Genomic DNA, 25,779 nt, shown 5'->3' with positions numbered 1-25,779 from the left:
GCAGCATAGCGAGCGATCGTGCGCAGTGCGAGGGAAAAACGTCATTCCCGATCACGGAGGGGTGTACGGACCGCCCGTAGGATGGCCGTCATGACTCCGCAACAGCGGCTCAACGCCCTGCTCGAACTCGTGAGCGAACGGGGCAACGTGTCGATCTCCGAGATCGGCGAGATGCTCGGGATCTCGGCGGCGACGGCCCGGCGCGACCTGTCCACGCTCGCCGACCAGCGCCTGGTCACGCGCACGCACGGCGGAGCCGCCGCGCTCGGGACCGGGTACGAGCTGCCGCTGCAGTACAAGATCGCGCGACAGGCCGAGGCGAAGACGGCGATCGCCCGCGCCACCGCGGCACTGATCGAGCCCGGCGACACGGTCGGTTTGAACGGCGGCACCACGACCACCGAGGTCGCGCGCGAGCTCGGCAAGAGCGAGCGCTTCAACCGTGCCGACGGCGAGTTCGGCATCACGATCGTCACGAACGCGCTCAACATCGGGTACGAGCTGTCCGTCCGCGCGAACGTCAAGATCGTGGTGACGGGCGGGGTCGCCCGCCGCCAGTCGTACGAGCTCGTCGGCCCGCTCGTGCGCGACACCCTCGACGAGTTCGCGCTGGACGTCGTCGTCCTCGGGGTGGACGGCCTGACCGGGCAGTACGGGGCGACGACCATGCACGAGGGCGAGGCCGAGGTCAGCCGGCACTTCGCCTCGGTCGGTCGGCGTGTGGTGGTCGTGGCGGACTCGACGAAGGTCGAGCGCGCCACCTTCGCCCGGATCTGCCCACTCGACCGCATCGACGTCCTGGTCACGGACCAGCCGGTGCCGCCCGCCTTCGCGGCCGACCTCGCCGCGGCGGGCGTCGAGCTCGTCGTCGCCGACTGACCGACTCCGACCCCGACACGGACCCCGACGCAGCGGCCCGACGGTTGCGACACGGCGCACGCGGCGCACGCGACGCACGCGACGCACGCCGCACCGGACGTTACCGGCGTGTAAAACCCTCGCTCCCCGCTTCCGTGAGCGATCCGTGAGCGCCTATTGTGCATTCATGATCGATTCGGCATCATTGGCGTCACAATCACGCAAGGGAGCGAGATGAGCGTCGACACGTACGAAGGCCTCCGCATCGCGGTGGTCGGCATGGGGCAGCGGTCCGCCATCGCACGGCACGTCGCCGAGGCGGTCGCCGGTGCATCCGACCTGCAGGCCAGGGTCACCGCCGTCGCGGACGTCACGCCCGCCGGACGGCAGCGCGGGCACGCCGAGCACCCGGACGCTCAGGTGGTGGAGGACCACCGGGCCCTGGTGGGGCTCGTCGACGCGGCGATCGTCACCACGCCGGACTGGACCCACGCCGAGATCGCGATCGACCTGCTCCGCGCGGGCATCGCCGTCTACCTCGAGAAGCCCCTCGCCATCACGGTCGAGGACGCCGACGCCGTGCTCAACGTCGCGGCCGAGACCGGCACCCCGCTCTACGTCGGGCACAACTTCCGGCACGCGGCGGTCGTCCGGCTCATGCGTCAGGTGATCGACCGCGGCGAGATCGGCCAGGTCAAGGCGGTCTGGTGCCGGCACTTCGTCGGCAACGGCGGCGACTACTACTTCAAGGACTGGCACGCCGACCGCACCAAGGTCAACTCGCTGCTGCTGCAGAAGGCCAGTCACGACCTCGACGTCATCCACGCCCTGGCCGGCGGGTACACGCAGCGCGTCGTCGGCATGGGATCGCTGTCGGTGTACGGCGACGTCACCGACCGTCGCGACCGCAGCGGTGAGCTGATGGGGGACTGGTTCTCGCTGGACAACTGGCCGCCGCTCGAGCAGACCGGGCTCAACCCGGTCGTCGACGTCGAGGACGTCTCCATGGTGATGATGACGCTCGACAACGGCGTGCAGGCGAGCTACGAGCAGTGCCACTTCACGCCGGACTACTGGCGGAACTACACCGTCATCGGCACCGAGGGGCGCCTCGAGAACATCGGCGACACCGGCGGCGGCGTGGTCAAGGTCTGGAACCACCGGCGTGGCTGGGACGTCCGCGGCGACCGCGAGTACCCGGTCGACGGCGTCGAGGACGGCCACGCCGACGCCGACCTGCTGACCATGACCGAGTTCCTGCGCAGCGTCGCACTCGGCGAACCGACCACCCTGTCGCCGATCGCCGCCCGCGCGGCGGTGGCGGCCGGCGCGCTCGCGACCCGTTCCCTCCGGAACGGCTCCGTCCCGATCGACGTCCCGGCCCTGCCGGACGCCACGGTCTCCCACTTCACCCACCCCACCCAGACCGTCACCCGCTGACGGACGTGCGAAAGGACCACCCGATGACCGCACACATCCCCGCCCGAGGCACCGGTTCCGGCAGTCGCCGGCGCCGCATGCTGCTCGGTGCCGTCGCCGCCCTCGGCGCGGCCGTCCTGCTCGCCGGGTGCTCCACGTCGTCCGGTGCGTCCGGTGGCGGCAGCGGCGACTACGAGAAGATCGCCAAGGACACCAAGGCGACGTTGAACTACGCCGTCTGGGACGAGAACCAGGTCAAGGCGATCAAGGCCAACATCGCGGGCTTCAACAAGGAGTACCCCGACATCACGGTCAACGTCGACGTCACCCCGTTCGCCAGCTACTGGACGAAGCTGCAGACCCAGGGCTCGAGCAACACGCTGCCCGACCTGTTCTGGATGAACGGCCCGAACTTCCAGCTCTACGCGGCGAACGGCAAGATCGCGCCGATCACCGGCGAGGTCAAGGCCGGGGCGATCAAGCCGGGCAACTACTCCTCGGCGCTCAACAAGCTGTACACGTACGACGGCACCCAGTACGGCGTGCCGAAGGACTTCGACACGATCGGTGTCTGGGTGAACAAGGCGCTGTTCGAACAGGCCGGCGTCGCACTGCCCTCGAAGAACTGGACGTGGGACGACTTCCAGGCCACCGGCAAGGAGCTCTCCGACAAGCTCAAGGGCCAGGGTGCCTACGGTGCGGCCGGCGGCATGGACGGACAGACCACCTACTACGACACGATCTTCCAGGCGGGCGGCTCGGTGCTGAACGCCGACGGCTCGAAGTCCGAGTACGCGTCCAAGGCATCGGAGGACGGCCTGCAGTTCTGGACCGACCTGATCAAGTCCGGGGCATCCCCGTCGATCAAGCAGCTCACCGACACGACCGCCGACCAGTGGTTCACCTCGGGCAAGCTCGCGATGTACCAGGGCGGCAGTTGGTTCCGCTCGGCACTCGTCGGCTCCGACATGGAGAAGGACGTCGTCGTCTACCCGCTGCCCAAGGGCAAGCAGCAGGCCACGGTCATCCACGGTGTGTCGAACGTCGTGGCCGAGGGCAGCAAGAACAAGGCGGCCGCCCAGGCGCTGCAGGTCTACCTCGCCGGCAAGACCGCGCAGCAGCAGCAGGGCGACATGGGTGCGGTCATCCCGGCCTACACCGGGACGCAGGACGCCTTCACGAAGACGATGCCGGACGCCGACCTGCAGGTCTTCCTCGACGCGGTCAAGTACGCCAAGCCCCTGCCGGTGTCCAAGAACACGGCCGCGTGGAACACCCTCGAGACGAACATGCTGCCGAGTGCCTTCGACGGGTCCGAGCCGGTCGACCAGGTCGCGCAGCAGCTCGCCACGAAGATGGACACCGCCCTCGGCAAGGAGCAGTGACGCCCCGGCGTCCTGGAGTGATCCGATGACGATCCACACCGAGCACCCCGACACGGCGACCACTCCGGTCGCCACCCCCGCCCGGACGCAGCGCGCGTCCGGGCGGGGCGCCCCCGGCGGCGGCCGCACCCCGCGCCACGGTCGGACGGACGGCGCGTGGCCCTGGCTGTTCGTGCTGCCGCTGCTGGTCGGTGTCGCCACCTTCTACATCTGGCCGATCCTGCAGACCTTCTGGTTCTCGTTCACGAGCTGGGGAGTGTTCGGCGGGGCGACGTTCACCGGCCTGGCGAACTACACCCGCCTGCTCGCGGACCCGCAGCTGTACCAGTCGCTGCTCAACACGGTCATCTACACGGCGATCGTGCTGGCCGGCATCCCGATCGCGGTTTGGCTCGCGAGCCTGCTCAACACCCCCGGCCTGCGGTTCGCCCAGTTCTACCGCGTGCTCTTCTTCCTGCCCTACGTCGCGATGCCGGCCGCCATCGCGCTCGTCTGGCGCATCATGTTCAACGGCGACTACGGCATCGTCAACTGGTTCCTCGGACGGTTCGGCATCGACGGTCCGTACTGGATCTCGACGCCCGGCTTCGCGCTCGTCGCGGTGAGCCTCGTCGGACTGTGGTCGTCGCTCGGCTTCTCGATGATCATCCTCGGCGCCGGGCTGAAGGACATCCCGCCCGAGCTGTACGAGGCGGCCGAGCTCGACGGCGCCAGCCGGTGGCGACAGTTCCGCTCCGTCACCGTGCCGCTGCTGACCCCGAGCATCTTCTTCGTGGTCATCGTGACGACGATCTCGAGCTTCCAGCTGTTCGACCTGCTGTACGCGATCCTCGGCAGCACGAACCCGGTCATCCCGAAGACCATGTCCCTGGTCTTCTACTTCTACAGCGCCGGGTTCATCGACAACGACAAGGGCTTCGCCGCGGCGATCGCGATGGTGATCTTCGTCCTCATCGGCATCGTCACGCTCGTGCAGTTCCGGGTCCAGAAACGGTGGGTACAGGCATGACCGGCATCATCCAGGCACGGGGCCAGAAGGTCGCCGTCGCCACCCGTGCCAGCGCGGCCCGACGTCCCGCGACGACCCGCGCGGGCCGCCGCGGCGGCAGCCACTGGTGGATCCACGTCGTGCTCGGGGTCGGCGGCTTCGTCATGGCCTTCCCGTTCCTCTGGCAGATCATCATGTCGCTGTCCACGAACGCCCAGGTGCAGTCCGTGACGCCGGTGTTCTGGCCGGGGGAGCTGCAGTGGCAGAACTTCGCCGCGGTGTTCGAGCGGCTGCCGTTCCTCAGCCAGCTCGGCACGTCCGTGTACGTCACGATCATCCGCACGATCGCGCAGATCATCCTCTGCACGCTCGCCGGCTACGCCTTCGCACGGATGCGGTTCCGCGGCCGCGCCCTGCTGCTCGGCATCGTGCTGTCGATCCTGCTGGTCCCGTCGCAGGTCTACCTGATCTCGCAGTACCAGATCGTGCAGGGCCTCGGCTGGCTCGACACCCTGGCCGGGATCGTCGCACCGGGTCTGTTCAGCGCGTTCGGCACGTTCCTGATGCGGACGGCCTTCCTGAACCTGCCGCCCGAGCTCGAAGAAGCTGCGCGCATGGACGGCGCCAACCCGTTCCAGGTGTTCTGGCGGATCATGCTGCCGCTGGCCCGCCCGTCGATCAGCGTCCTCGCGATCACGACGGTGCTGTGGTCGTGGAACGAGCTGCTCTGGCCGCTCGTGGTCTCCACCCGGGCCGAGGACATGCCGCTCGCAGCGGGCCTGGCCACGCTGTCGAGTGACCGCACGATCGACTACCCGGTGCTGATGGCGGCCAGCCTGATGGCGATGGCACCCGTGCTCATCATGTTCGTCGTGCTGCAGCGCCGGGTGATCGACGGGCTGGCCTCGTCCGGGCTGAAGTGACCCGGGAGGCCCACCCCGCCGCCGTCGCGCTGCTCACCGGAGCGGTGGGTCGGGTCGTGGACCCGGATCGCCTCGCGACGTCCCTCACCAGGTGCGTCCGGGAAGCGGCCCCGGATGCCCGGGACGACGACGATGCCCAGGACGAGTTCGCGCTCGCCGCGGTGCGCGCCGTCCTGCCGTCGACCCGGGCGTGGCTCGTCGCGCACGGCGCGACCGACGCGCAGGCGGCGGCGAGCGTCGCCGACGTCGACCGCAAACGCGACCGGTACGGGATCCGGGGCACCGGGTTGTCCTGGTTCTGCGCGGTCGCGACCGGACGCGTGGTGGCCGTCGGGCGCCTCCAGTTCGAACTCGGGGTGTCGCTGCCGGACGGCACCCGGGCCTGGGGTGTGCACGTGCCGGAGACCGGACCGCTCGAGCCGGACGCCTGCGACCGGTCGTTCGCCGCGGCACCGGACGTGCTCCGACGACTCGCGCCGGAGCACACGGCGCGCGTGTGGAGCTGCCGGTCCTGGACCCTCGACCCCGGCCTGCCGCACGCGATCGGCGCGCAGGCCAACCTGGCGCGGTTCGCCGACCGGTTCACGCTGGAGCCGCCCGGTCCCGACGATGAGCACGAGGGCGACGAGAGCGCCGCGAAGTTCGTCTTCGGCGCCGACCTCGCCACCGCCCGCGTCGCGACGCCTGTCGGCCGCGTGCAGCGTGCGGTGGCCGACCGCTGGTCCGGTGGCGCGCACTGGACGGAACGCACCGGGACCGCTCCCGTCGCATGAGCCCGTCCAGATCAGCGGGCGTACCGTCGCGCCCATGAGCGAACCGGACCGCGACCACCTGGACGACGGCGTCGACATGACGTTCGACGAGCGCCGCCACGACACGCTCCGGCGGATGTCGGGGTCGGACGAGCACGACGAGGACCCCCGTGTCGAGGTCGCTGAGCTCGACGACGGCACCGTGCGGATCGACGTCGCCGACACGGCCGCGGTCCGACCGGGCGGGACGGACCCGCACCGACGCGACCGGCACTGACCGGGCCGGGTCCTCGCCCTGGTCCGTCGCGTCGAGCGGGGACGGTGGCGCACGGCATGATCGTCCCGTGCACCTCGTCCTCAGCCGCGTCGACGGCGGCGTCCTCGCGACGCCCCTGACCGACGCCGGCGCTGCTGACGGCGCGCCGGTCCCGGTGGCCGACGCGGACCTGCCCGCGTTCGTCGCTCGGCACGAGGCTCCCGGCGTGCGCTGGGTGTGGGACGACACTTCCCGCTGGTACCCGCTCGTGCTCGCAGCGGGTGGCCGCGTGGCACGCTGCGTCGACCTGCGGCTGGCGCACCGGATCCTCCGCGCGGCACTGGCCGCCCGCGGATCGGCACTGCAGACCGCACCCGAGTCGTCGTGGGACCGTGCCGCGCCGTCGGAACGGGTGGCGCGACCGACCCAGGCGGCGCTCTTCGACGACGCGCTCTTCGCCGGCATGCAGCCGGCCGATGACGTCGACCCAGCGGCCGAGCTCCGTGCGCAGCTCGCAGCCGTCGCCGGTTCGAAGGACCCGGGAGCGCTCCGGCTGCTGGTCGCGGCCGAGTCCGCCGGTGCCCTCGTCGCCGCCGAGATGCGCTTCGCAGGGCTGCCCTGGCGCGCGGACGTGCACGAACGCCTGCTCGAGGACGCCCTCGGTCCCCGGGTGCCGTACGGCGTGCGGCCCCGTCGGCTCGAGGAGATCGCCGACGCGCTCCGAACCGCACTCGACGACCCCGCGCTCAGCCCGGACTCGCCCGCCGACGTCCTGCGCTCGCTGCGTCGGGCGGGCCTGGTGGTGGACAGCACCCGCAAATGGGAGCTCCAGCAGCTCGAGCACCCTGCCATCGCGCCGCTGCTCGAGTACAAGCGCCTGTACCGCCTGCTCACGGCGAACGGGTGGGGCTGGCTCGACGAATGGGTGCGGGACGGCCGGTTCCACCCCGAGTACGCCGTCGGTGGGGTCGTCACCGGGCGGTGGGCCGCGAACGGCGGCGGGGCCATGCAGCTGCCGAAGACCATCCGCCCGGCGGTCGTCGCGGACGACGGGTGGAAGCTCGTCGTCGCCGATGCCGCGCAGCTGGAGCCCCGGGTCCTCGCCGCGATGGCGGGCGACCTCGACATGGCCAGGGCCGGTGACGGGCGGGACCTGTACGACGGTGTCGTCGCCTCCGGGGCCGTCGAGACGCGGCAACAGGCAAAGGGCGCGATGCTCGGCGCCATGTACGGCGCGACCCAGGGCGAGGGCGGACGGCTCGTCCCGCGGCTGGCGCGGGCGTTCCCGCGTGCGCTCGACCTGGTCGAGCGGGCAGCGCGGGCGGGGGAGCGCGGCGAGCCGGTGACGACGCGGCTCGGTCGCACGTCGCCGATCCCGGAACCGGCGTGGTTCGAGGCCCGGAACCGCGCGTGGTCGGTGGACGGGACACCGGCGATGCAGCGCTCGGTCGAGTCGCGGGCACGCAGCTGGGGGCGGTTCACGCGCAACTTCGTGGTGCAGGGCACGGCGGCCGAGTGGGCGCTCTCGTGGATGGCGTCGCTCCGGACCCGACTCGCCGCACGGTACCGGGGCCCCGTGCGGGACGGCGCGCACCTGGTGTTCTTCGTGCACGACGAGATCGTCCTGCACACGCCGGAAGCCGACGCGGCCTGGGTCGCCGAGCAGGTCACGGCAGCGGCCGAGGACGCGGGCCGGATCCTGTTCGGGACGTTCCCGGTGACCTTCCCGCTGTCCGTCTCGGTCGTCGACGACTACGGCAGCGCGAAGGACTGACGGGCGCCCGGCGGCCTGCCGTTCTCCTCGTGCGGGGCTGGTCGCGTGGTGCGGGGCAACAAGCGGGCACGGGGCGTGCGGGCCCGCACCGCGTCACCACACGTGCCATCGCGCAGCCGCACGCCACTGACGCCCGAGCGCACGCAGCCACGGACGGGCAAGCTGGTCGGATGACCGACGACGACCGCCGAGAACACCGCACCGTCGGCGACGTCGACCTGACCACCTGGCGCACCCGCCTCGGCCGGACCGTCTCGTCCGCCTGGGTACGGCTCGGCGCGCGCTTCGGCGCCCTGCCCCTGCTCATCGTGACGCTGCTGATCGGCATCGGGGTGGCCTCGGTGTGCACGTGGGCCGCGTCCGAGGTCTACGAGGGCGTGCGGGAAGCGGACGACGCCGCAGTGCTCGACCGTCCGGTCCTGGACTGGATGATGACGCTGCGGTCACCCGTGCTCGACACGGCCGTCACGTGGTGGACGAACGTCGCCGGGACGATCGGGATGCCGATCGTCGCGCTGGGGTTCCTGGTCGGGTTCACGATCCAGCGTCGGGCGTGGACACCCGTGGTGCTGCTCATGGCCGCCAGCGCGGGGTCGCTGCTGATGACCGTCGCGGGCAAGGACCTGATCGGCCGTGCTCGTCCGCCGCTCGCCGACGCCGTCCCGCCGTTCGAGCACTCGCCGTCCTTCCCGTCCGGACACACGCTCAACGCGACCGTCGTCGTCGGCACGATCGTCTACCTGCTGCTGCTCCGCGAGAGCCGCCGGGTGACCCGCGTCTGGACCGTCGTGCTGGGCACCGCGTTCGTGGTGTCGATCGGGGTGTCCCGGGTGTTCCTCGGGCACCACTGGTCCACCGACGTGCTGGCGGCGTGGGCACTCGGACTGGCGTGGCTCGCGGTCGTGGTCACGGCGCACCGCCTGTACCTGACGGCCGTGCGGCACCGCGACGAGGACGTCCCGACGGCGCAGGCCGTCAGGCCGAGCCGGTAGGTTGCCGGGCATGGAAGAACGGGTCTTCGGCGGCAGGTACCGCGTCACGGGCACGCTCGGCCACGGGGGCATGGCCTCGGTGTACCGCGCGGTCGACGAGCAACTCGGACGCGAGGTCGCGGTCAAGGTCTTCCGCATGGGCGCGGTGGACCACGGTGAGCGGGCCCGTGCCGAGGCCGAGATCCACGTGCTCGCCGGCCTGCGCAGCCCGGCCCTGGTGACCCTCTACGACGCGGCACTCGACGATGCCGACGGCGACTCGTACCTCGTGATGGAGCTGGTCCCCGGCAGCGACTTGGCGACGCGGCTGCGCGAGGGGCCCCTCGACCGTGCCACGACCGCACGGGTCGGTGCCCAGGTCGCCGACGGCCTGGCCGCGGTGCACGTGCAGGGCATCGTCCACCGCGACGTCAAGCCCGCGAACGTGCTGCTGGAGTCCGACGGCTCGCACGTCAAGCTCGCCGACTTCGGCATCGCCCTGCTGCGCGACGCCGCCCGCGTCACGGGCACCGGCACGGTCATGGGCACGGCGGCCTACATCGCGCCGGAACAGGTCCTGGGCCAGCCGGTCACGGGCAAGGCGGACGTCTACGCCCTCGGCCTGATGCTGATCGAGTGCCTGTCGGGTCGCATGCCCTTCCCGGGCACCGCGGTCGAGTCCGCCACGGCGCGCCTCGCCCGGTCGCCCGAGATCGACCCCGCGCTGCCGACGTCGTGGCGCGTGCTGCTGCACGTGATGACCGCGACGGACCCGGCGGAACGGCCGTCCGCCACCGAGGCGGCCGACCGCTTGCGCGCGCTGTCCCACGACGACGCGGCCCTGGCGACACAACTGCTTCCTGGAGGCCCCGGGACGCTGACACCGGCCGCTGCGGCCGCGGGGGTGGCCGGGGCCACGGCCGTGCTCGGCTCGCCTGCGACAGCGTCCGCCGACCAGGCGACCCAGGCGATGTCCGGCGCGGACCAACCGACGCGCGCGATGCCCGTGACCCGACCGCAGGACGACGCGACCCGCGTGATGCCGGCGAGCGGGGCCTCCCGGCAGGACGACGTCGCGACCACCGTGCTCGGTGCACAGCGGGGGAACGCCGGCGGTACCGGCGGCGGCGCGCCCGTCGCGCCACGTGCCGCACAGCCCGAGCCGCCCGAGGAGCGCAAGCGCCGTACGGGGCTGATCGTCACGCTCGTCATCGTCGGCGTGCTCGTGCTCGCCGGCATCATCGCAGCGGTGGTCGCACTCGGTGGCGGCGGCTCGACCCCCGCACCGACGGACTCGTCGTCCCCGAGCCAGGAACAGCAGCAGCCCTCGGACGAGCCGTCCCAGCAGCAGCCGTCGGACGAGCCCTCGCAGCAGCAGCCCTCCGAGCCCGAGCAGCAGCCGTCCGAGCCGGAACAGCAGCCGTCGCAGCCCGAGCCGGAGCCCTCGCAGCCGTCTGAGCCGTCGAACGGCCCGCAGCCGTCCGTCCAGCCGACGCTGCCCGTGCAGACGCCGGTCGGTGACACGAACGCGGGGCCAGCGGGTGGCACGGGCACGGGCACAGGCCCCGGCTCCGCTCCCGGCAAGTCGGGCAGCGCCCCGGGCCACGACAAGGGCTGAGCGCTCAGGAGCGGGTGAGCGCGGCCTCGATCGCGTCGCGGACGGGGAGCGGCTCGCGGCCGAGCAGGTCACCGAGCAGCGGGTCGACCTCGTCGAACTCGCCGGCGCGTGCGGCGCGGAACATGCCGAGCAGCAGCTGCGCCGCGGGCTCGGGCGTGCCGCCCGCCACCTGCTCCGCGAGCCACTCGTCGTCGTCCACGACCGTGCGGCGGACGGTGGTGCCGGTGACGTCGGACAGGATCCGCGCGACGTCGTCGAACGTGACCGCGTGGCGTGCCGTGAGCGGCGGCGTCGGCCCGTCGAACACCGGACCGTCGGCGAGCAGCAGTGCGTCCGCCTGGGCGAGGTCGGCGCGCGCGGTCCACGAGACCGGTCCGTCCTCGGGGAGGAGCAGCTCGCCCGTCTCGCGTGCTCCTGCGATGAGCCACCCCACGGTGTGGGCGTAGAACCCGTTGCGCAGCGAGGTCCACGGGGTGTCGAGGTCGGCGAGGGCGGCCTCGGTGGCGGCGTGGTCGACGGCGAACGCCACGGGCGAGTCGGCCCGGGTGTCCTGGTGTGCGGTGTAGAAGACCCGCTCTGCGCCCGCGTCCACCGCGGCCCGTGCTGCGGCGGCGTGCATGGCGACGCCCTCGGCCCCGAGTGTCGAGCCGGAGACCACGAGCACGCGGTCAGCGCCCTCGAACGCGTGCGCCAGCGACGACGGGTCGGCGAAGTCGCCGGCGCGGACGCGGACGCCACGTGCCGCGAGGTCGGCGGCGCGGTCGACGTCGCGGACACTCACGCCGACCTCGGATGCGGGGAGCCGGGTGAGCAGGGCCTGCACGGTGGCGGAGCCCAGGGCGCCGGTGGCGCCGGTGACGATGATCATGGGGAGACCCTTCGTTATCAGTGGAAACATCAGGAACATAACACTGGAAACTCAGCGGTAGCAAGGACCCGTTATCGTTGATCCGTGACCGACTCCGTCCGCGACCGCATCGTCGAAGCCGCCGCCGACCTGCTCGCCGACGGAGGGCCCCGGACCGTGACCACCCGCGCCGTGGCCAGCGCCGCCGGGGTGCAGGCGCCGACGATCTACCGCCACTTCGGCGACAAGGACGGTCTGCTCACGGCGGTCGCCGAGCGGGTCTTCGCCGCGTACGTCGCCGGCAAGACCGTGCCCGACGACGTCGACCCCGTCGAGCACCTGCGGGACTCGTTCGACGCGCACATCGCGTTCGGCCTGGCCAACCCCGGGCTCACGGCGCTGTTCTCGGACCCGCTGCGCGCGCACTCGACGACGGAGGACCAGGGGATCGCCGTGCTGCGCGAGCGGGTGCACCGCGTGGCGCTGGCCGGGCGTCTGCGCGTGCCGGAGTCGCGGGCGGTGTCCCTCGTGCACGCCATCGGTGTCGGCGTCGTGCTCGACCTGATCGGCACGCCGGTCGGCGAGCGGGACCCGCAGCTGGTCGGGGCGGCGTGGCAGGCGTTGGCGAGCGCGGTCCTCACCGAGCCGGCGTCCGAGCAGGCCTCCGGACCGGTGCACGGCGTCGACCCGCGTGCGGCGGCGGTCCGTCTGGCTGCGGACGACCGGGCGCTCGCAGCGCTGCGTCCCGCCGAGCAGGCGCTGCTGCGCGAGTGGCTCGAGCGGATCGCCGAGGGCTGAGCGGCGGCGCGGCGGCGCGCGGGCGGGGTTTCGTCCATCCTCTGGAGCAAATAGGGTGGACGACGTGCGAGAACTGCAACGGAGCGGTGGCCCGACGACGGCCGTCGCAGCCAGGAACCACGTCGGCTTCATCTCATCCCAGGGCTGGCTCGTCGAGCGCAGCGACGGTGACGACCAGACCACGGCGGTGGTCCCCGGCTTCGCGGGACACACGATCACGGCCGGCGAGCGCCTGTCGTGGGTCTGGTTCCCCGAGCGGACGCTGCCCGACGGCGCGACGGAGCCCACGCCCGACGACCTGCCGCACTTCTGGGACGCCACGGCCTTCGCCCTCGACGTGGTCTTCACCGACGGCTCCCGCGCCGGCGACAGCGCGACCGACCAGTACGGCGACGCTCTCACCCCGGCCGCGCAGGACACCGCCCGCAAGCAGTGGGTCGACCAGTGGAACCGGCGTCAGGTCGACCTGACGCCGTTCGCGGGTCGGGTGGTGGACCGCCTGGAGGCACGGCTCGGCTCCGCCACCTCCGCTGCGGCCGGCGGCGACGCGCGTCCCGCCCTCCGTGGCTGGCTCGACGACGTCCGGATCGAGCAGCCCCGCCGGCCGGCCGCCACGAAGCCGCTCGACCACGTCCGCACGACCCGGGGCACGCAGGCCTCGTCGCGGTTCTCCCGCGGCAACAACGCCCCGCTCGTCGGGCTGCCGCACGGCGGGGTGTTCGGCCTGCCGATGACCGACGCCGCCAGCAACCGGTGGCCCTACGCGTACCAGGAGCACGACCGGGCGAGCGACGACCGCCCCGCGATCCAGGCCTTCGCGACCAGCCACATCCCGTCGCCGTGGATGGGGGACCGTGGGGTCTTCCAGGTGATGCCGTCCCCGCTCGCGACCCCCGACGTCGACCGCACGGCCCGCGCACTGGCGTTCGACCACGACGACGAGCTCGACGGCCCGCACCGGTACCGCGTGGCGCTCGAGGACGGGGTCACCGCCGAGATGACCGCGGGGGAGTTCGCCCTGGGCTTCCGGTTCACCGGCGCGCGGAGCATCGTGCTCGACCACCACGGGCGCGTCCTCGACGCCGCGGTGCGGGTCGACGACGACGGCACCGCCGTGGTCGAGGCGCACCTGGACGACCGGCCGGGCACCCCGCCGCACTTCGTGCACGTGCGGGTCCCGGGCGTCACTGCCGACCACACCGCGTTCACCGACCAGGCGCTGTCCGGCTGGGTGGCCGTCGACGGCGACACCGACGTGCTGCTCGGGATCTCGACGGTGTCGTTCGCGGACGCCCGGGCCAACCTCGACGCCGCCGGGTCCTTCGACGCGATGCGGACCCGCGCCGAGGAGCTCTGGGACGCCGAGCTCGCGACGCTCGACGTCGAGGGCGCCACTGATGACCAGCTCGTGTCGCTGTACTCCGGGCTCTACCGGCTGTTCCTCTACCCGAACCGGGCCGGCGAGACCGCGTTGACGGGGACGCCCCACCACCGCTCCCCGTACGGCGACGTCCTGGCGGAGCCGATCCGCGACGAACCCGGCCCCGAGGTCGTCGAGGCACCGATGACCACCACGAACGGGTTCTGGGACACCTACCGCACCGCCTGGCCGCTGCTCGGGCTGCTCACCCCGGACACCGCCGCCGAGCTCGCGCAGGGCTTCGTCGAGCACTTCCACGACGGCGGGTGGACCCCGCGCTGGAGCGCCCCGGGCGCCGAGGACTGCATGACCGGCACCACGAGCGACACCGTGTTCGGCGACCTGGTCGCCAAGGGCATCGACGGCTTCGACGTCGAGCAGGCGTACCGCAGCGCGGTGAAGAACGCGACCGTCCCGCCGCGTGACGAGCGCGTCGGACGCAAGGGGAGCCTCCCGGGCGCCTTCCGCGGCCACGTCGACACCGACACCTCCGAGGGGATGTCGTGGACCCTCGACGCGGCGATCAACGACTGGAGCGTCTCGGTGCTCGCCGCCGCCCTGGCGGACCGCACCGAGGACGCTGCCGAACGCGAGCGGTACGACGCCGAGGCCGAGTGGTTCGCCCGCCGCTCGCTGCAGTACCGCAACGTCTTCGACCGCCGCCGCGGCTTCTTCATCGGACGCACGCCCGACGGGCAGTGGCGCGAGGGCGAGGGGTACGACCCCGACCAGTGGGGCGGCGACTACACCGAGACGAACGCCTGGGGCACGATGTTCACCGCGCCGCACGACGGCGCCGGCATGGTCGACCTGCACGGCGGTCCGGCTGGCTTCGACGCCGCGATCGACCGCTTCTTCGCCGAGCCGGAGACCGGGGCGACCGACCGCTCCGGCCACTACGGCTTCCCGATCCACGAGATGACCGAGGCCCGCGACGTGCGGATGGGCATGCTGGGCCTGTCGAACCAGCCTGCGCACCACATCCCGTTCTTCCCGATGTTCACCGGACGTCACGACGACGCGCACCGCATCGTGCGCGAGTGCCTGCAGCGCCTCTTCGTCGGGTCCGACCTGGGGCAGGGCTACCCGGGTGACGAGGACAACGGCGAGATGAGCGCCTGGTACGTCTTCGCGACGATCGGGCTGTACCCGCTCGCTCCGGCCAGCGGGTCCTACGTGATCGTGCCGCCGTCGGTCCGGCGGTCCGTCCTGCGTCCCCCGGGGGGCTCGCCCACCGTCATCGAGACCAGCGGCGACCCCGCGGGTGCCTACGTCGCGTCGGTGACGGTCGACGGGGTGCCCTGGACGTCGATCAGCATCCCGCACACGGTCGTGACCGCGGCGTCACGGATCGTCGTCGAGCTGTCCGCTACACCGCTCGGCTGGGCCGCCGACACGCGACCCGAGTCCGCCTCGGCGGCACACGGCTACCGGGACACCCCGGCCGACGTGCTGCCGGTCGGCGCCTCGGCGTTGACGGACGACACCGGGCGCACGGCGACGGCGCTCTCTTCGGGGGCGACGGTGTCGTTCCCGGTCGACGTGGGGTCGGCGTCGCTCTACACGGTGACGGTCGCGTCACCCGGCACGTACGCGTGGTCGGTGTCGCTCGGGTCGTCGGCGTCGGCGTCGGCGTCGGCGGTGTCGGGCGCGGTGTTCGACTGGGCGGGGCAGACGCGCGTGTTCCGGGTCGCGGGCGGCGGCTCGACGTTCTCGTTCACCCCGCACACCGACATGGTGGTCACGCAGCTCGAGCTCATCGCGTCGGACGGACAGCGTTGACCCGGTGTTCACCGAGCCGGAGCATGATCGCGCCATGTCGATGAGCGCACCGTTCGATCCGGAACAGCAGGGCAGTGACGTCCCCGTGGACGGCAGCGACCAGGACGAGCTCGAGGTCGAGCAGGACCGCGGCGACCTGACCGGCTCCGCCGAGCCGACCGACGCCGACGGGTCCCCGGTGCGCCAGCACGACGAGGACGAGGCCGGCGGCGGGCCCGTCTTCCGTCGACCCCAGGCTGGCGATCGTCTGGACGCCGAGGAACTGACGGCGGACTCCGAGCTCGACTCCTAGGTCCTGCTCATCGACGACGGGCATGCTCGTGGCATGTCGATGAGCAGCGCGTTCGATCCGTCGAAGGGTCTCGCGATCCCCGAGGACAAGGCCACCGAGAACGGCCTCGAGCTCGACCAGGACCCCGCACACGGGTTGGACATCGCGGTCGAGGTGGTCAGCGGTGCCGCTGCGGACCCGGCTGCCCCGGCGCTGTTCCTCGAGCCCCAGACGCCCTCGGCCGTCCGCGTGCCGAGCCCACCGACCTCGGCGTAGCCGTCAGTCCCGTTGTTCGCGGGCGCTCTGCTGGAGCAGGCCCGTGGCGACCTCGTTGAACACGTTCGTCAGGTCGACGCCCATCGTCGTGCTGACCTCGCGCAACACCGTCGCGTAGCGCTCGCGCGTGCCCGTGACCACGGCTTCGCCGGCCGGGCTGAGCACGATCAGCGAGCCGCGTCGGTCGGACGGGTTCGGGCGCCGCTCCACCAGCCCGGCGTCGGCGAGCCGGTCGACCATGTTGGTCACGGCGCCGGACGTCAGCCCGAGGTACCCCGCCAGCTCCGTCGCGGTCGAGTACCCGGTGTCGTTGACGAGCGTCAGCGCGCGCATGCCCGTCTCATGGATGCCGGCGCGTGCGCTGAGCTGTCCGACCAGGCCCTTCTCCGCGCGCACCACAGCGTCGAACGCCGCGAGGAGGTCTCCTGCCTCGTCGTCTGCTGTTCCCGCCACCGGCTGCTCCCTGTCGTGTGCCCGTCGCCCAGGATCGCACGGACCACCCGGGTCCCGGCGTCGTGTCCCCCTGCGTCCCACGTGCTGTCCCCCGCTCTGGGGAGGAGGCTCGGCTTCCGGTTGTGTGAATGGTTGGCTATCTTAATGATCAAGCAAACGCCCTGAACACCCAACACAGTCATCGAGGTAACCCCGTGTCCAACCCGAACCGCATCTCCCCGGTCAAGCGCCTCCGCTTCGCGCCCGTTGCGCTCATCGCGGGCATCTTCGCCGCCGTCCTGCTCTCCCTCTCGCTCACCGGCACCCTGTCCGGGTTCGCGGCGAGCATCACCAACAGCAGCAACACCGCCGCCAGCGGCACGCTCGTCATGCAGGAGCAGAACGCCAACGCGTCCGTCACCTGCCTCAGCACCGACGGCGGCTCCGTCTCGACCAACTCGGCGACGTGCTCGACGATCAACAAGTTCGGTGGCAGCACCACGATGACCCCGGGCGTGACGGTCAACACCCCGATCACGATCAAGAACACGGGCACCGCGGCCGCCAGCACCTTCACGCTCACCCCCGGCGCCACCTGCACGCAGTCCAACAACGGCTCGCTCAACGGCACCGCGACCGACCTCTGCGCCAAGATGAACATCGTCATCACCTCGGGTTCGACCACCGTGTTCTCCGGCACGCTCGCCAGCTTCAAGGGCGCAGCCGCCACCGCGTTCACGATGCCCGCCGCCCCGGCCGCCGGCGCCTCGGTCCCGTTCAACTTCGCCGTCACGCTCGACAGCAGCGCCGGCAACGCCTACCAGGGCCTCGCCGCGTCGGTCCCGATGACGTGGACCTTCACCGCCTGATCCACTGATCGTCCCCGTCCCGCTGGGCGACGCCTCGACCGATCCCGAAACGGCCGAGACGTCGCCCATCCCCACCCCGCCACGAACCCCAGCTGAGAGAGGACGACGACCATGAGCCAGACCGCCGCCCTCCCCCTGACCGGGACGCTCTCCCGGCCGCTCATCGGCGCCCCGAGTGCCACCCGCTTCGAGGTCGTCCTCGCCTGGACGGTCGCCGGTCTCGCCGCGGTGCTGCTCGCCGCGGCCGCCCTGTTCCTGACCCAGGGCGGACGGATGTTCGTCGTCGAGACGCCGTCGATGGGCGAAGCAGCCCCGGTCGGCACCCTCGTCCTCGACCTCCCCGTGCAGGCATCGTCCCTGCAGGTCGGAGACATCGTGTCGTTCCGCGTCAGCGCCGCGCCGGACACCATCTACACGCACCGCGTCATCGACGTCGACAGCGCCGGCGGGATCCACACCCGCGGCGACGTCAACGGTGCGACGGACCCGTGGACGCTCACGCAGGAGAACCTGGTCGGCACACCCGCGCTGCTCGTCCCGCACCTCGGCTGGCTGTTCCGCGCCGCTCCGATCCTGCTCATCGGGACGCTGCTGATCTGGCTGCTCACGAGCCCGTTCAGCGACCGGGTCACCCGCGGGTCGCTCCGCGTCGCCGGGGCGTCGCTCACCGTGTCGTACGCGGCGTTCGTCCTCCGGCCCTTCGTGAACGTCACCACGATCACCAACACCGCGAACCCCGACTCCGTCGTCGCGACGGTCGTGTCCTCCGGGATCTTCCCGGTCCGCGTGCAGGCGCACGGCGGCAACAGCGTGCACCTGGTGGACGGCGAGGTCGGCCGCGTGGTGATCCACGAGCTGAGCCGTCACGGTCAGTACCACCTGACGTCGAACATCGACCTCGACCCGGCCGGGTGGGCGCTCCTGATCTGCGCCTGCCTCGTCCCGCTCGTCTGCTGCCTGGTCATCGGGCGCGAGCACCGGGTGCGCGCCTCGTGACCGCCGCCCGACTGCGCGACGGCAAGCTCGTCGCCCTGCTGCTCGTCGTCGCCCTGGCGGTCGTGGTGCTGTTCGCGCAGCTCGCACCGACCCGGTCCGCGTTCAGCGCGAAGGTCACCAACAGCAGCAACTCCGCTGGCACCGCCGCGTACTTCACGTGCGCCAGTGCCGTGGACGCCGACGACGCCGGGGCCACGTTCCGGTACCGACTCGGCGAGGCCACGGGTGCGAAGACCGCAGCCGACTCGTCGGTGGCGGCGTCGAACGGCACCTACCAGGGCTCGATGGTCGCAGCGACGCCCTCACCGATCGCCTGCCCCCGCGACACCGGGAGCGCGTACGTGCTCAACGGGTCGACGAGCTTCGTCTCGACGCCGACGTCGGTGCGCAACCCGACGACGTTCAGCGAGGAGGTCTGGTTCCGGACGACCGTCGCCGGCGGGATGCTCATCGGCTTCGGCAGCAACCAGGTCGCCGTCTCCGGGCAGCACGACCGGCAGGTCTACATCAACACCGCGGGGCAGCTCGTCTTCGGTGCGTACAGCAGCACCACCCAGGTGGTCACGTCGCCGAGCTCGGTCACGGACGGCGCCTGGCACCACGTCGTCGCGACGATGTCGGCCGCCACGGGCATGCGGCTCTACCTGGACGGCGCGTTGGTCGCGTCGAACGCCGCGTACACGGCGCCGGAGAACTACACCGGGTACTGGCGCGTCGGCTACGACACCGTCAGCGGATGGCCCGGTCAGCCCAACAACTTCTTCTTCACCGGCTCGATGCGCTTCGCGGCGGTGTACACCACGGTGCTCACCCCGGCGCAGGTCGCGAACCACTCCGCGGCCGGCCGGTGACGCTGGTTCCTACACAGAAGACTGTGTAGATTGGGGTCATGTCGACCCTCAGCATCACCGAAGCATCGCGCGCCGGCGTCTCCGCGCTGGTCTCCGCTGCGATCGACGACGGCGAGGTGGCCCTGTCGCGACACGGCCGCATCGTTGCGCAGGTGGTCAGCGCGGACGAGTTCGCCGATCTCCGCAACAGCCGCGAGGCACTGCGTGACGCGGCACTCGTCATGGCCCGCTTCGCGACGGACGACGGCGCTCGGACAGAGCTCGACGTGGCGATGGAGTCCCTCGGCGTCAGCCGTGTCGAGCTGGAGCGGGAGATCGCTGCCGAGCAGTCCGCCACGACACCGTGACGGACCGGGCTCGCCCGGACCCGACCCGGCCTGCTCGTGTCCGGCTGACGGGCGACGCGGTGACGGATCTGGAGCGACTGCACCGGCTCGACCCGGATGCGCTGCGCACGGTCCTCAAGAAGATGCTGTTGCTCGAGCGGTCCCCACTCGCGGGCGAACCGCTGCTCGGCGCGCTCGTGGGGTTCCGCAAGCTGGTCGCGGGCGACCGGACGTGGCGCATCGTCTGGCGCGTCACCGAGGACGACAGCCACGATCCGGTCCTCGACATCGCCGAGGTGTGGGCGGCGGGAGCCCGCGCGGACGAACAGGTGTACCAGGAGCTCAGCGCACGGGTCGAACGGGCGAAGGGCGACAGTCGTCCGGCGGTGCGCGCCCTCGCAGCGGTCGTCGCCGAGATGGGCCGGCTCTACCGGTCTGTCGACGCCGCTCCCGAACCGGACCGTGGGCCTGACTTCCCGGACTGGCTCGCCCGCGGTCTGGCCGAGGTGCTGCACCTCACCGAGCGCGAGATCGCCGCGATCTCGGTCGACGAGGCACAGCGCCGACTGGCCGAGCACTGGTCCCGTCCGCGCTGAGCAGCGTCAGCGCTCGCCGACACGGTACTTGAACCCGACGTGCGAACCGGTGAACCCGAGCCGTTCGTAGAACCGGTGGGCGTCCACCCGGGCAGCATCGGACGTCAGCTGCACCAGCGCGACGTCGAGCGCCGGCGCGGCGACGTCGGTCACCCAGCGCATCATCGCGCCGCCGATGCCCCCCGACCGCAGGTCACTCCGGACCCGGACGGCCTCGACGAGCAGCCGGGTCGACCCCTGCCGAGCCATGCCGGGGATGCGGGTGAGCTGGAAGGTCCCCACGAGCCTCCCGTCCCGGTCCACGGCGACCAGCAGCGCGTTCGCCGTGTCCTCGGTGACCGCCCGCAGGGCGGCCGCGTAGCGCGGCCGGTCCGACTCGTCGGCGACGTCGCCGCGCGCAGCGCTGACCGGGTCGTCCGACAGCAGCGCCATCAGTGGGTCGAGATCGTCGTCCACGGCGGACCGCAGCGTGACGTCGCCGGACCGGGGTGACAGCAGGACGGGCAGGGTGAGGTCGTGGAGCACGACCTCACCCTGCCCGATGCAGAGCGGCGGGGGAAGGCGGTCAGGGAACGGTGTGCCCCGCCGCGGTCAGGACGCGGTACCACTCCTCGCGCGTCAGCTCGACGTCGCTGCCCGCTGCCGAGTCACGCACGCGCTGCGGGTTCGTCGTGCCGAGGACGACCTGGAAGTGCGCGGGGTGGCGCGTGATCCACGCCACGGCGATGCCCGTCGGCGTGACCCCGTGCGCGCTCGCCAGCTCCTCGAGCACGTCGTTGAGCTCGGCGTAGTGCTCGCGGTCGCCCAGGAAGACGCCGTCGAAGAAGCCCTTCTGGAACGGTGACCAGGCCTGCAGGGTCACGTCGTCCAGGCGCGAGTGGTTGAGGATGTCGTTGTCGCGGTCGATCGACTGGTCCAGCCCGCCCATGTTGGCGGACAGGCCCTGCGTGATGACGTTCGCGTGCGTGATGCTCAGCTGCACCTGGTTGAACGCGAGCGGGCGCGTGACCGACTTCTTCAGCAGGGCGACCTGCCCGGGGGTGTGGTTCGAGACGCCGAAGTGGTGCACCTTGCCGGCGGCGTGCAGCTCGTCGAAGGCCTTCGCGACCTCCTCCGGCTCGACCAGTGCGTCGGGGCGGTGCAGCAGCAGCACGTCGATGTAGTCGGTGCGGAGTGCGGTGAGCGACTCCTCGACCGACTCCATGATGTGCTCGTACGAGAAGTCGAAGTACGCGCCGTTCGCCGTCGGTCGGATGCCGACCTTGGTCTGCAGCTGGATGGCCGCGCGCTCCGACGACGACAGGGTGACGGCGCCGCTGAACCGCTCCTCGCAGCCGTGCCAACCGCCGTAGACCGCGGCGTGGTCGAACATCGTCACACCCGCGTCGCGCGAGGCCGCGTAGAGCGATCGGATGTCCTCGTCGCTCATGTCGTTGATCCGCATCAGGCCGACGACGACGTCGGATGCGGTGAGGTCCGTCTGTGGCAACTCCAGTGTCTTCACACGGACGATCCTGCCACCCGGGGGAGTCCCGAGACAGGCACTGCGGGTACCCGCCGCGGACGGGTCAGGGGCGCAGGACGGCGACGACGGTGGGGTCGGAACCGGCCCAGGTCGCCGTGAGCCTCGCACCGGCCGAGGGTACTGGCGTCTCCGGCACGTCGCTCCCGACCACCCGCAGCACCACCAGGTCGCCGTTCCCGGTCGACACCGTGCTGGTCGTCCCGGCGGTCACGACCTGCACGGCCGAGACGACGGGGGAGTCGGCAGCCGAACCGCTGCCCGTCGCCGAGCCCTCCTTCGCCGGAGCCGTGCCGCCCTCGCCCGGTGCTGCCTCGAGGTCGGCCTCGTGCCCGCCGGTCGCGATCGCGCGCCGCAGGACGTCGGCGTAGACCGGGTCGCCCACGGCGTCGTAGACCCAGCGTCGCCCGAGCACCGAGTGGTGCATCTCGGTCACGAGGAAGTCCTCGGCCCCGGGCAGTGGTGCACCGCGGTAGGTGAGCGGAACGTGCAGCACGGGCCCGTCCCCGACGCGCACCAGGTACGTCTCCACGCCGACCTCGCCGTCCGGGTCGTCGAACCGGAAGCGTCCGAGCGCGACGAGCGCACCGCGCTCCCCGTCCCGGTCGACCCCGCTCCACGGCTGCGACGGCAGCCACGCGGCGATCGCGTCGGTCTTCGACGGGCGGAGTTCGGCGTTGTGGATGACGGCCATGCCCCGACCGTACCGGGGCCCCGCGCCCGTACGCTGGTGCGGTGCGCGACGACCTGCTCCCCGTGCTCGCCTGCACCGTCTGTCGCGAGCCCCTCGCCCGCACCGGCGACGGCCAGGCGGGCTGTACGAACGGGCACCGCTTCGACGAGGCCAAGCAGGGCCACCTGACGCTCCTGCCCGCCAAGCGCCGTGCGCTCACCGCGGACACCCCGGAGATGGTCGACGCCCGCATCCGGTTCCTGGGCAGGGGCCACTACGCACTCGTCGAGCGAGCGCTCGCCGCGGTCGTTGCGTCGTCCGACGCGCCGGGGGTCGTCCTCGACGTCGGTTCCGGCCCCGGGACCTACCTGGCACAGGCGCTGCGCGCGGCGGACGGGAGGCTCGGGGTCGCGCTCGACCTGTCACCCGTCGCCGTGCGCCGCGCGGCCAGGGTCCACGAGCGCGTCGATGCCGTGGTCGCCGACGTCACGGAGCGGCTGCCCGTCGTCGACGGTGCGGCAGCCGTGGTGCTCGACGTGTTCGCCCCGCGGAACCAGCGCGAGTACGCCCGGGTGCTGCACCCGGACGGCGTCCTGGCCGTCGTCACGCCGCGCCCCGGTCACCTGGCCGAACTCGCCGAGGCCACGATCAGCGTCGACCCCGAGAAGGACCGCCGGTTGCACGACTCGTTGACGCCGTCGTTCGTCCAGCGCTCGTCCGAGGACCTGACGTGGACGATGGAGCTCGATGCCGCGGACGTGCACGACGTGGTGCACATGGGCCCGAGCCACCACCACGTCGCGGCCGACACGGTGTTCGCGTCCACGTCGGTGACGGCCGCGGTCACCGTGAGCACCTGGGCGCCGACCGCCTGAGCGAGTGGACGTCCCAGGGTCGACGGCCACGTTCCGCTCGCTCGACGACGAATCCGGTCCACGATCCCCGAGGATCGCGAACCGGATTCGTCACCGCCAGGAACGGGAACGGACGTCCGAGTGCCCGCCGGTCAGCCGGCCCGCCGGTCAGCCGGCCCGCCGGTCAGCCGGTCACGCCCTCCGCCGGAGCCGCCACGTCGAGTGCCCAGATGACGCCGAACCGGTCGCGGAGCTGCCCGGCGAGCGGCGACCACGCCGACGGCCCGAACGGCTGCCGGACCTCGGCGCCGTCGAGCAGCCCGTTCCACGCGGCGGTGACCTCGTCCGGGTCGGTGCCGCTCACGTAGACGTACGAGGCGTTCGTGCCCTGGTCCCAGGGTTGTCCCGGCCACACGTCGAAGGCCATCACGCGGATGCCCGATGCGCTCTGCACCTGGCCCCACACGATGCGGTCGGCCCAGCCGGGCTCGTCGGTGGCGCCCATCGCGCCGTAGGTCATGGTGACGGCCTCGGTGCCGAACGCCGTGGCGTAGAAGTCGAGTGCCTCGCGGGCGTTGCCGTCGAAGTTGAGGTGGGGTGTCGTGGTGATCGTCATGGGAGTGAGTCTGTCCGGGGAAGCGGTCAGATCATGTCCGCTTCTCGGCCGATACTGGTCCCATGGCCGGACCGTCCTCGCGCATGCTCGCACTCCTCTCGCTGCTGCAGGTGCGTCGCGACTGGCCGGGCGACGTCCTCGCTGACCGTCTCGAGGTCAGTCCGCGCACCGTCCGTCGCGACGTCGATCGCCTGCGCGAGCTGGGCTACCGGGTCGAGGCGCTCAAGGGCCCGGCCGGCGGCTACCGGTTGTCCGCCGGGTCGGAGCTCCCACCGCTGCTCTTCGACGACGAGCAGGCGGTGGCGATCGCCCTGGCGCTCGCCGTCGCACCCGCGTCCGGTGCCGACATCGCCGAGTCCGCCGTCCGTGCCCTGGCGGCGGTCCGACAGGTCATGCCGTCGCGCCTGCGCCACCGCATCGACGCGGTCGACGTCGTCACCACTCCCGGTGCCACCACGGTCGACCCCGGGGTCCTGGTCGCGGTGAGCGAGGCGGTGCACACGGCGCAGGTGCTGCGGTTCGGGTACGCGGCGGCGTGGCCCGGCGACGAGGACGACGACCGCCCACCGCGCCGGGTCGAGCCGCACGCGGTCGTCGCCCGGAACGGGCGCTGGTACCTGCTCGCATGGGAGGACGAGCGGGACGACTGGCGCACGTACCGCATCGACCGGATGGCCCCGCGGACACCGACGGGTCGGCACTTCACCCCGCGTGCGGTCCCGGGCGGCGACCCCGCGGCGTTCGTGGCCGCACGCTTCCGCGGCTCGGACGGAGCAGGCGCCTGGCCGTGCACCGGCACGGTCGTGCTGCACGCGCCCGCACGCCGGGTCGCGCCGTACCTGGACGCGGACGCCGTGCTCGAGGAGCTCGGCCCGGACCGGTGCCGTCTGACGACGGGCTCGTGGTCGTGGACCGCCCTCGCGGCCAGGATCGCCGGCTTCGACGTCGCCTTCGAGGTCGAGGCACCCGCTCCACTCCGCGCCGCGCTCGACACGCTCGCCGACCGGCTCCGGTCGGTTCCCTAGCCTGGGGCGATGCAGATCCGCACCGTCACACCTGCCGACGAGTCCGACTGGTCCGACCTGTACCGCGGGTACCGCGCCTTCTACGCCCTCCCGGACGACGACACGGCCGTCCTGACGACGTGGTCGTGGGTGTCGCGGGGCGAGCACGGCCTGACCGGACTCGTCGCCGTCGACGATGCACAGCGCGTCATCGGCCTCGCGAACCTCCGCCGGTTCGCCCGCCCCTCGTCGGCGAGCACCGGCCTGTACCTCGACGACCTGTTCACCGCTGCGGACGCGCGGGGGCAGGGTGTCGCGACCGCGCTGCTGCAGGAGGCAGCTGCGCTCGCCGGACGCGAGGGCGCGACCGTCGTCCGGTGGATCACCGCCGCCGACAACAGCCGCGCCCGACAGGTCTACGACCGGTCCGCCGTCGCGACCCCCTGGGTCACCTACGACATGCGGCCGGCGCTCGACTGATCGCCGGTGGAGCGCGGCGACGTTAGGAGCGTGCATGCGTCGCGCAGGGCAGCGTTAGGAGCGCGTTAGGAACGACCTGGAGGACCGGCGCCGGATCCACGATCGGTTCCGGCACCACACACGGTGCCGTCCACGGCACCCGCCGCGGAACCCATGATCTCCAGGAGTCCCACGTGTTCGACGTCTTCGTCGTCGCCGGTGTCCTCGCCGTGTTCGGCGTGG

The 25,779-nt window shown here is 72.1% G+C and carries 28 protein-coding genes; 22 read left to right on the top strand and 6 right to left on the bottom strand.

The window, feature by feature from the left end; translation table 11 throughout:
* The first annotated feature begins 90 nt into the window (after positions 1-90).
* The 10 genes from DEJ13_RS16965 to DEJ13_RS16920 all read left to right on the top strand — a co-directional run bounded on the left by DEJ13_RS16965 (position 91) and on the right by DEJ13_RS16920 (position 10,944).
* On the top strand, positions 91-879 hold the full coding sequence (locus tag DEJ13_RS16965) for a DeoR/GlpR family DNA-binding transcription regulator (RefSeq protein ID WP_056121611.1): 789 nt from the start codon (positions 91-93) through the stop codon (positions 877-879).
* Positions 880-1,092: 213 nt separating this feature from the next.
* The gene (locus DEJ13_RS16960; protein ID WP_111106016.1) at positions 1,093-2,298 is read left to right on the top strand and encodes a Gfo/Idh/MocA family protein; all 1,206 of its coding nucleotides are present in this window, start codon (positions 1,093-1,095) and stop codon (positions 2,296-2,298) included.
* 23 nt (positions 2,299-2,321) lie between these two features.
* Entirely contained in the window at positions 2,322-3,662 is a 1,341-nt protein-coding gene (locus DEJ13_RS16955; protein ID WP_111106015.1) for an ABC transporter substrate-binding protein, read from the top strand.
* Between the two features lie 25 nt (positions 3,663-3,687).
* A complete protein-coding gene (locus DEJ13_RS16950; RefSeq protein ID WP_111106014.1) occupies positions 3,688-4,671 on the top strand; it encodes a carbohydrate ABC transporter permease in 984 nt (327 codons plus the stop codon).
* Positions 4,668-5,573 carry a carbohydrate ABC transporter permease gene (locus tag DEJ13_RS16945; RefSeq protein WP_258374021.1) on the top strand — a complete coding sequence of 302 codons (906 nt, stop codon included), beginning with the start codon at positions 4,668-4,670 and terminating at the stop codon, positions 5,571-5,573. The genes DEJ13_RS16950 and DEJ13_RS16945 overlap by 4 nt, the downstream gene beginning before the upstream one ends.
* Complete coding sequence (locus DEJ13_RS16940) at positions 5,570-6,346, top strand: hypothetical protein (RefSeq protein WP_111106013.1); 777 nt, start codon at positions 5,570-5,572, stop codon at positions 6,344-6,346. The genes DEJ13_RS16945 and DEJ13_RS16940 overlap by 4 nt, the downstream gene beginning before the upstream one ends.
* Before the next feature lie 34 nt (positions 6,347-6,380).
* Positions 6,381-6,602, top strand: coding sequence for a hypothetical protein (locus DEJ13_RS16935; protein ID WP_056121227.1), 222 nt, complete (start codon positions 6,381-6,383; stop codon positions 6,600-6,602).
* A gap of 67 nt (positions 6,603-6,669) precedes the next feature.
* Positions 6,670-8,355 carry a bifunctional 3'-5' exonuclease/DNA polymerase gene (locus DEJ13_RS16930; protein WP_111106012.1) on the top strand — a complete coding sequence of 562 codons (1,686 nt, stop codon included), beginning with the start codon at positions 6,670-6,672 and terminating at the stop codon, positions 8,353-8,355.
* A 170-nt stretch (positions 8,356-8,525) separates the two neighbouring features.
* On the top strand, positions 8,526-9,347 hold the full coding sequence (locus DEJ13_RS16925; protein ID WP_111106011.1) for a phosphatase PAP2 family protein: 822 nt from the start codon (positions 8,526-8,528) through the stop codon (positions 9,345-9,347).
* A gap of 10 nt (positions 9,348-9,357) precedes the next feature.
* A complete protein-coding gene (locus DEJ13_RS16920; RefSeq protein ID WP_111106010.1) occupies positions 9,358-10,944 on the top strand; it encodes a serine/threonine-protein kinase in 1,587 nt (528 codons plus the stop codon).
* A 4-nt stretch (positions 10,945-10,948) separates the two neighbouring features.
* On the opposite strand, the gene DEJ13_RS16915 is transcribed toward DEJ13_RS16920, so the two are convergent.
* Positions 10,949-11,812 carry an NmrA family NAD(P)-binding protein gene (locus tag DEJ13_RS16915; protein WP_111106009.1) on the bottom strand — a complete coding sequence of 288 codons (864 nt, stop codon included), beginning with the start codon at positions 11,810-11,812 and terminating at the stop codon, positions 10,949-10,951.
* Between the two features lie 84 nt (positions 11,813-11,896).
* Between DEJ13_RS16915 and DEJ13_RS16910 the strand changes: the two genes are divergently transcribed.
* From DEJ13_RS16910 to DEJ13_RS16895, 4 genes are all read left to right on the top strand, one after another.
* The gene (locus tag DEJ13_RS16910; RefSeq protein ID WP_111106008.1) at positions 11,897-12,589 is read left to right on the top strand and encodes a TetR/AcrR family transcriptional regulator; all 693 of its coding nucleotides are present in this window, start codon (positions 11,897-11,899) and stop codon (positions 12,587-12,589) included.
* A gap of 64 nt (positions 12,590-12,653) precedes the next feature.
* Positions 12,654-15,791, top strand: coding sequence for a GH92 family glycosyl hydrolase (locus DEJ13_RS16905; RefSeq protein ID WP_258374020.1), 3,138 nt, complete (start codon positions 12,654-12,656; stop codon positions 15,789-15,791).
* A 34-nt stretch (positions 15,792-15,825) separates the two neighbouring features.
* Positions 15,826-16,083, top strand: a complete 258-nt coding sequence (locus DEJ13_RS16900; protein ID WP_146245166.1) for a hypothetical protein — start codon at positions 15,826-15,828, stop codon at positions 16,081-16,083.
* Between the two features lie 33 nt (positions 16,084-16,116).
* Positions 16,117-16,338, top strand: coding sequence for a hypothetical protein (locus tag DEJ13_RS16895; RefSeq protein WP_056121244.1), 222 nt, complete (start codon positions 16,117-16,119; stop codon positions 16,336-16,338).
* Between the two features lie 3 nt (positions 16,339-16,341).
* Here DEJ13_RS16895 and DEJ13_RS16890 read toward each other — a convergent pair whose 3' ends face one another.
* Positions 16,342-16,791 (bottom strand): MarR family winged helix-turn-helix transcriptional regulator, encoded by a 450-nt coding sequence (locus DEJ13_RS16890; protein ID WP_111106007.1) that lies wholly within the window; start codon positions 16,789-16,791, stop codon positions 16,342-16,344.
* A gap of 194 nt (positions 16,792-16,985) precedes the next feature.
* Here DEJ13_RS16890 and DEJ13_RS16885 point away from each other — a divergent pair, with 194 nt between their 5' ends.
* The 5 genes from DEJ13_RS16885 (at position 16,986) to DEJ13_RS16865 (ending at position 20,408) form a co-directional block, all read left to right on the top strand.
* Complete coding sequence (locus DEJ13_RS16885) at positions 16,986-17,639, top strand: COG1361 family protein (RefSeq protein WP_111106006.1); 654 nt, start codon at positions 16,986-16,988, stop codon at positions 17,637-17,639.
* Between the two features lie 111 nt (positions 17,640-17,750).
* Positions 17,751-18,635: a S24/S26 family peptidase gene (locus tag DEJ13_RS16880; protein WP_111106005.1), complete on the top strand. Its 885-nt coding sequence runs from the start codon at positions 17,751-17,753 to the stop codon at positions 18,633-18,635.
* Complete coding sequence (locus DEJ13_RS16875; RefSeq protein WP_111106004.1) at positions 18,632-19,486, top strand: LamG domain-containing protein; 855 nt, start codon at positions 18,632-18,634, stop codon at positions 19,484-19,486. The genes DEJ13_RS16880 and DEJ13_RS16875 overlap by 4 nt, the downstream gene beginning before the upstream one ends.
* Before the next feature lie 38 nt (positions 19,487-19,524).
* Positions 19,525-19,833: a type II toxin-antitoxin system Phd/YefM family antitoxin gene (locus tag DEJ13_RS16870; RefSeq protein WP_111106003.1), complete on the top strand. Its 309-nt coding sequence runs from the start codon at positions 19,525-19,527 to the stop codon at positions 19,831-19,833.
* A gap of 59 nt (positions 19,834-19,892) precedes the next feature.
* Complete coding sequence (locus DEJ13_RS16865; RefSeq protein ID WP_146245165.1) at positions 19,893-20,408, top strand: hypothetical protein; 516 nt, start codon at positions 19,893-19,895, stop codon at positions 20,406-20,408.
* A 6-nt stretch (positions 20,409-20,414) separates the two neighbouring features.
* Here the strand turns inward: DEJ13_RS16865 and DEJ13_RS16860 are convergent, their stop codons facing one another.
* The 3 genes from DEJ13_RS16860 to DEJ13_RS16850 form a co-directional block, all read right to left on the bottom strand.
* Complete coding sequence (locus DEJ13_RS16860; protein WP_111106001.1) at positions 20,415-20,933, bottom strand: GNAT family N-acetyltransferase; 519 nt, start codon at positions 20,931-20,933, stop codon at positions 20,415-20,417.
* Between the two features lie 40 nt (positions 20,934-20,973).
* Positions 20,974-21,912, bottom strand: coding sequence for an aldo/keto reductase (locus tag DEJ13_RS16855; protein WP_111106000.1), 939 nt, complete (start codon positions 21,910-21,912; stop codon positions 20,974-20,976).
* Positions 21,913-21,976: 64 nt separating this feature from the next.
* On the bottom strand, positions 21,977-22,624 hold the full coding sequence (locus tag DEJ13_RS16850; RefSeq protein WP_111105999.1) for a CG0192-related protein: 648 nt from the start codon (positions 22,622-22,624) through the stop codon (positions 21,977-21,979).
* Positions 22,625-22,665: 41 nt separating this feature from the next.
* Between DEJ13_RS16850 and DEJ13_RS16845 the strand changes: the two genes are divergently transcribed.
* Positions 22,666-23,478, top strand: a complete 813-nt coding sequence (locus tag DEJ13_RS16845; protein ID WP_111105998.1) for a putative RNA methyltransferase — start codon at positions 22,666-22,668, stop codon at positions 23,476-23,478.
* Positions 23,479-23,641: 163 nt separating this feature from the next.
* Here the strand turns inward: DEJ13_RS16845 and DEJ13_RS16840 are convergent, their stop codons facing one another.
* On the bottom strand, positions 23,642-24,073 hold the full coding sequence (locus DEJ13_RS16840) for a VOC family protein (protein ID WP_111105997.1): 432 nt from the start codon (positions 24,071-24,073) through the stop codon (positions 23,642-23,644).
* Between the two features lie 62 nt (positions 24,074-24,135).
* Here DEJ13_RS16840 and DEJ13_RS16835 point away from each other — a divergent pair, with 62 nt between their 5' ends.
* Positions 24,136-25,098 carry a helix-turn-helix transcriptional regulator gene (locus DEJ13_RS16835; RefSeq protein WP_111105996.1) on the top strand — a complete coding sequence of 321 codons (963 nt, stop codon included), beginning with the start codon at positions 24,136-24,138 and terminating at the stop codon, positions 25,096-25,098.
* A 9-nt stretch (positions 25,099-25,107) separates the two neighbouring features.
* The gene (locus DEJ13_RS16830; protein ID WP_111105995.1) at positions 25,108-25,557 is read left to right on the top strand and encodes a GNAT family N-acetyltransferase; all 450 of its coding nucleotides are present in this window, start codon (positions 25,108-25,110) and stop codon (positions 25,555-25,557) included.
* Positions 25,558-25,779: the final 222 nt, after the last annotated feature.

Source organism: Curtobacterium sp. MCLR17_007 (genome assembly GCF_003234655.2).
Classification (GTDB): Bacteria; Actinomycetota; Actinomycetes; order Actinomycetales; family Microbacteriaceae; genus Curtobacterium.
The sequence above is the reverse complement of the archived record's forward strand: the minus strand, read 5'-3'. Positions and strand labels throughout refer to the sequence as shown.

Excerpts from the sequence above, each read along its gene's own strand:
- DEJ13_RS16965 (WP_056121611.1), top strand. The coding sequence starts at position 91 with ATGACTCCGCAACAGCGGCTCAACGCCCTGCTCGAACTCGTGAGCGAA.
- DEJ13_RS16960 (WP_111106016.1), top strand. The coding sequence starts at position 1,093 with ATGAGCGTCGACACGTACGAAGGCCTCCGCATCGCGGTGGTCGGCATG.
- DEJ13_RS16955 (WP_111106015.1), top strand. The coding sequence starts at position 2,322 with ATGACCGCACACATCCCCGCCCGAGGCACCGGTTCCGGCAGTCGCCGG.
- DEJ13_RS16950 (WP_111106014.1), top strand. The coding sequence starts at position 3,688 with ATGACGATCCACACCGAGCACCCCGACACGGCGACCACTCCGGTCGCC.
- DEJ13_RS16945 (WP_258374021.1), top strand. The coding sequence starts at position 4,668 with ATGACCGGCATCATCCAGGCACGGGGCCAGAAGGTCGCCGTCGCCACC.
- DEJ13_RS16935 (WP_056121227.1), top strand. The coding sequence starts at position 6,381 with ATGAGCGAACCGGACCGCGACCACCTGGACGACGGCGTCGACATGACG.
- DEJ13_RS16925 (WP_111106011.1), top strand. The coding sequence starts at position 8,526 with ATGACCGACGACGACCGCCGAGAACACCGCACCGTCGGCGACGTCGAC.
- DEJ13_RS16920 (WP_111106010.1), top strand. The coding sequence starts at position 9,358 with ATGGAAGAACGGGTCTTCGGCGGCAGGTACCGCGTCACGGGCACGCTC.
- DEJ13_RS16915 (WP_111106009.1), bottom strand. The coding sequence starts at position 11,812 with ATGATCATCGTCACCGGCGCCACCGGCGCCCTGGGCTCCGCCACCGTG.
- DEJ13_RS16900 (WP_146245166.1), top strand. The coding sequence starts at position 15,826 with ATGTCGATGAGCGCACCGTTCGATCCGGAACAGCAGGGCAGTGACGTC.
- DEJ13_RS16895 (WP_056121244.1), top strand. The coding sequence starts at position 16,117 with ATGTCGATGAGCAGCGCGTTCGATCCGTCGAAGGGTCTCGCGATCCCC.
- DEJ13_RS16880 (WP_111106005.1), top strand. The coding sequence starts at position 17,751 with ATGAGCCAGACCGCCGCCCTCCCCCTGACCGGGACGCTCTCCCGGCCG.
- DEJ13_RS16870 (WP_111106003.1), top strand. The coding sequence starts at position 19,525 with ATGTCGACCCTCAGCATCACCGAAGCATCGCGCGCCGGCGTCTCCGCG.
- DEJ13_RS16850 (WP_111105999.1), bottom strand. The coding sequence starts at position 22,624 with ATGGCCGTCATCCACAACGCCGAACTCCGCCCGTCGAAGACCGACGCG.
- DEJ13_RS16840 (WP_111105997.1), bottom strand. The coding sequence starts at position 24,073 with ATGACGATCACCACGACACCCCACCTCAACTTCGACGGCAACGCCCGC.
- DEJ13_RS16835 (WP_111105996.1), top strand. The coding sequence starts at position 24,136 with ATGGCCGGACCGTCCTCGCGCATGCTCGCACTCCTCTCGCTGCTGCAG.
- DEJ13_RS16830 (WP_111105995.1), top strand. The coding sequence starts at position 25,108 with ATGCAGATCCGCACCGTCACACCTGCCGACGAGTCCGACTGGTCCGAC.